We start from the raw sequence: 3,407 nt of genomic DNA, 5'->3' as shown, positions 1-3,407 counted from the left end.
AAATAAAGGCATTGTTTTCAAAAAAACATTTCTGTGATAAAGAGCCTATTTTGAATGCTTTAAGAATTAAACACAAAAAACTTCAAAAAAGATAGTTTATAAAGTAAAAAGTAGTTGTATGTTTGCACCCGCTAACGGAAATATGTTAGTGAAGTTCATTGAGATTTCGGTTAGTGGCATTGATTTAATTAGTGTTTATTATTAGGGGTTTATTATTAAAATTCTTAAAAAATAAATAACATTTTATTAGGTTGATATTAAAAACTTGTAGTATGTTTGCAGTCCCAAAACATCGGGTAGTAAGTTCAGGTTTTAGGGGTTTAAAAAAACATTAAAATTTTATCATTTATTTGCTTGTCAATTAAAAAATAAGTTTTAAGTTTGCACCCGCTAACAGAGATAGTGAAAACGTTCAGAGAGGTTTTGGAATGATAATTTAAAAAGGTCAGTTAGTTCGAGTCTAACATTTCTACAAATTAAGGATTATAGAGATCATTTCACGATGAGATTGCGATACTTAAAAGTTCATTGAAAATATTGAAATTGACAGCGTAAACAAAGAGTAGAATAACCATAACTTTTAATTAAGTTAAATTCTTTTGAAACTTATTCATTAATATTATTTACAATATACAATGAAGAGTTTGATCCTGGCTCAGGATGAACGCTAGCGGCAGGCTTAACACATGCAAGTCGAGGGGTAACAGGGAGCTTGCTCCGCTGACGACCGGCGCACGGGTGCGTAACGCGTATAGAACCTACCTTTTACAGGGGGATAGCCTTTAGAAATGAAGATTAATATCCCATAGTATTGCGAGATGGCATCATTTTGTAATTAAAGATTTATCGGTAAAAGATGGCTATGCGTCCTATTAGTTAGTTGGTAAGGTAACGGCTTACCAAGACATCGATAGGTAGGGGTCCTGAGAGGGAGATCCCCCACACTGGTACTGAGACACGGACCAGACTCCTACGGGAGGCAGCAGTGAGGAATATTGGGCAATGGAGGAGACTCTGACCCAGCCATGCCGCGTGCAGGAAGACTGCCCTATGGGTTGTAAACTGCTTTTATACAGGAAGAAACCGTGGTATGTATACCACCTTGACGGTACTGTAAGAATAAGGACCGGCTAACTCCGTGCCAGCAGCCGCGGTAATACGGAGGGTCCAAGCGTTATCCGGAATCATTGGGTTTAAAGGGTCCGCAGGCGGTCAATTAAGTCAGAGGTGAAATACCGTCGCTCAACGACGGAACTGCCTTTGATACTGGTTGACTTGAGTCATATGGAAGTAGATAGAATGTGTAGTGTAGCGGTGAAATGCATAGATATTACACAGAATACCGATTGCGAAGGCAGTCTACTACGTATGTACTGACGCTGAGGGACGAAAGCGTGGGGAGCGAACAGGATTAGATACCCTGGTAGTCCACGCCGTAAACGATGGATACTAGTTGTTGGGCATTAGCTCAGTGACTAAGCGAAAGTGATAAGTATCCCACCTGGGGAGTACGGTCGCAAGACTGAAACTCAAAGGAATTGACGGGGGCCCGCACAAGCGGTGGAGCATGTGGTTTAATTCGATGATACGCGAGGAACCTTACCAGGGCTTAAATGTAGTCTGACAGCTTTAGAGATAGAGTTTTCTTCGGACAGATTACAAGGTGCTGCATGGTTGTCGTCAGCTCGTGCCGTGAGGTGTCAGGTTAAGTCCTATAACGAGCGCAACCCCTGTCGTTAGTTGCCAGCATGTTATGATGGGGACTCTAACGAGACTGCCGGTGCAAACCGCGAGGAAGGTGGGGATGACGTCAAATCATCACGGCCCTTACGTCCTGGGCCACACACGTGCTACAATGGTATGGACAATGAGCAGCCATCTGGCAACAGAGAGCGAATCTATAAACCATATCACAGTTCGGATCGGAGTCTGCAACTCGACTCCGTGAAGCTGGAATCGCTAGTAATCGGATATCAGCCATGATCCGGTGAATACGTTCCCGGGCCTTGTACACACCGCCCGTCAAGCCATGGAAGCTGGGAGTGCCTGAAGTCGGTCACCGCAAGGAGCCGCCTAGGGTAAAACTGGTAACTAGGGCTAAGTCGTAACAAGGTAGCCGTACCGGAAGGTGCGGCTGGAACACCTCCTTTCTAGAGAAAGATGGTGAGTTACAAAAGGAAATTTTACTCTTTGCTGTTAATTTTAAAAAACAAGTATATTTAAGCTATTATAGTCTCGTAGCTCAGCTGGTTAGAGCGCTACACTGATAATGTAGAGGTCGGCAGTTCGAGTCTGCCCGGGACTACAAAGGTTAGATATATTAAGGAAATTCTGGAAGTTAGAGGATTCAACATTCATAATTCTGAATTGATAATTCTGAATTTCATAATGGGGGATTAGCTCAGCTGGCTAGAGCGCTTGCCTTGCACGCAAGAGGTCATCGGTTCGACTCCGATATTCTCCACCAGGCAATGCTTTGAGATAATTTATTATTTTTTGGGTATTGAAGAATCAAAGTTGGTATTAATTTATCATTTAGGATTCGCCACAGTTCATTGACATATTGGTAAAATGATATCGTAAGAATCAAATAGATAGAGATGTTTAGAATAGCAATATTCTAGGCACATAAATAATTTTTTTATTAAGAATAAAAGAGTTCATTGTAGCAGCAATGCTACAGCAAAAAGTACAATAAGTTAAGTAAGGGCGTATGGCGGATGCCTAGGCTCTCAGAGACGACGAAGGACGTGATAAGCTGCGAAAAGCTACGGTGAGGGGCACATACCTTTTGACCCGTAGATATCCGAATGGGGCAACCCGTCCACATGAAGTGTGGTCACCTAGCAATAGGGGTAAACCCGGTGAACTGAAACATCTAAGTAACCGGAGGAAGAGAAAACAATAGTGATTCCGTTAGTAGTGGCGAGCGAACGCGGATTAGCCCAAACCAATATTGTTACGGCAATATTGGGGTTGTAGGACCACGAGATTAGAAGCTTAGTGAATTAGAATTGTTTGGAAAGACAAACCATAGAGGGTGATAGTCCCGTAAAAGTAAGCGAAGTTAATATAGTGGTATCCTGAGTAGTGCGGGACACGAGTAATCCTGTATGAATCCACCGGGACCATCCGGTAAGGCTAAATACTCCTGAGAGACCGATAGTGAACTAGTACCGTGAGGGAAAGGTGAAAAGAACCCTAAGTAAGGGAGTGAAATAGATCCTGAAACCGTACGCCTACAAGCGGTCGGAGCCACGCCTCGGCGTGGTGACGGCGTGCCTTTTGCATAATGAGCCTACGAGTTACTGTTTCTAGCAAGGTTAAATGTTTCAGACATGGAGCCGTAGCGAAAGCGAGTCTGAATAGGGCGCTTTAGTTAGTAGTAGTAGACGCGAAACCGAGTG

Annotated in this window: 2 tRNA genes and 2 rRNA genes (1 of these 4 cut by a window edge); all 4 read left to right on the top strand. The window is 43.1% G+C overall.

Annotated features, from left to right (window positions below):
• The first annotated feature begins 632 nt into the window (after positions 1 to 632).
• Positions 633 to 2,150: ribosomal RNA gene (locus tag ES044_RS17705) — 16S ribosomal RNA — on the top strand.
• Positions 2,151 to 2,231: 81 nt separating this feature from the next.
• Positions 2,232 to 2,305, top strand: a tRNA-Ile gene (locus ES044_RS17700).
• Positions 2,306 to 2,390: 85 nt separating this feature from the next.
• Positions 2,391 to 2,467 (top strand) — tRNA-Ala (locus ES044_RS17695).
• Between the two features lie 225 nt (positions 2,468 to 2,692).
• Positions 2,693 to 3,407: ribosomal RNA gene (locus tag ES044_RS17690) — 23S ribosomal RNA — on the top strand; it runs 2,173 nt beyond the window's last position.
• Together the 16S and 23S rRNA genes with 2 tRNA genes alongside form the textbook arrangement of a ribosomal RNA operon.

Origin of the sequence: Polaribacter sp. IC066 (assembly GCF_007997085.1) — a bacterium.
Taxonomy (GTDB): Bacteria; Bacteroidota; Bacteroidia; order Flavobacteriales; family Flavobacteriaceae; genus Polaribacter.
This window is presented reverse-complemented; position numbering and strand designations above follow the sequence as displayed.